The following is a 1,068-nucleotide window of genomic DNA, read 5'->3' on the forward strand; positions in this document are numbered from 1 at the left end:
CCAAAATGCTAACCTCTGAAAAGAACAGGGTTAAAGCTACTCTTTACCAGTTCGGTATAGAGATTCCTGAAAAATTCAGCAGTAGTCAATCCAGAAGCTGGTCAAAAGTATATATTGAATGGTTACGATCAGTACCTGAGATAAAACCTGAATTACAGAGCACTATTAACAACTATATAGAAACAGGTTTATTGCTCCGGAAGCAGTTATTGACAGTAACAAGACAGCTGAGAGAACTTTCAAAAACTGAAAAATATAAGGATGACTTTGCTCTTCTGACCTCTGTACCGGGTATTGGACCACTGGGAGCTATGAGAATCCTTCTTCAAATATATGACATCAAAAGGTTTAAGACCATGGATGAGCTTTGTGGTTATGTGGGACTTATTCCAAAAATGTACGGTTCGGGAGAAAAGATGATTACCGGAAAATTATCAAAAAGAGGCAGAAAAGATATCAAGATCATGCTCGTTGAAGCATCATGGGTAGCAGTGAGAAAAGACCCTGCACTCACTTTGAGGTTTAACAAACTTACAGAACGGATGAATAAAAATAAGGCAATAATCAGAATTGCTAAAAATCTGTTGAATAGGATCAGATTTATGCTTACCCATAAAGTGGAGTATGAAATTGGTGTGGTAAGCTAAATTTAAGAATTATGCCATAAGACACCAAACCTTAGAAAATTGGGAAGGGGACTAAACGTTAGCTTGCGACTGCAGCGCCTGAAAAGAAAGACTGTTCCGCAAAGATTGCGTCCCCTCCTCTTTAAAATGAAAGATACATTGCGGCAGACAATCTGTTAGACCGTTGATAGGAGTTTGATTAAAGAGGTTATCAAAGTGGATTAGGGCTGATTAGGTATTAAATTAACCCCACTGTTCCTTTTCTCTTTTAAATACAAAAATAGTTTTGCCCGTCTCGTAGTAAAGGCTAAAATGAACGCCGCTTCGCTGCGGCCTTGACAACGAGACTACCAAAACTGAGAATGCATTTAAGAGAAAAAAGGAAAGTTATGAGAAACCTATGCGAAATTTTTGCCAGTTTGCTTGTTTTTCAACATAGGAG

At 38.1% G+C, this 1,068-nt stretch carries 1 protein-coding gene; it reads left to right on the top strand.

From position 1 onward, the window contains the following. On the top strand, positions 1-647 hold a 647-nt coding region (locus IE080_RS19325), incomplete at its 5' end, for a transposase (protein ID WP_189586823.1). Positions 648-1,068: the final 421 nt, after the last annotated feature.

It is taken from the genome of Mongoliitalea lutea, assembly GCF_014652135.1.
Taxonomy (GTDB): domain Bacteria; phylum Bacteroidota; class Bacteroidia; order Cytophagales; family Cyclobacteriaceae; genus Mongoliitalea; species Mongoliitalea lutea.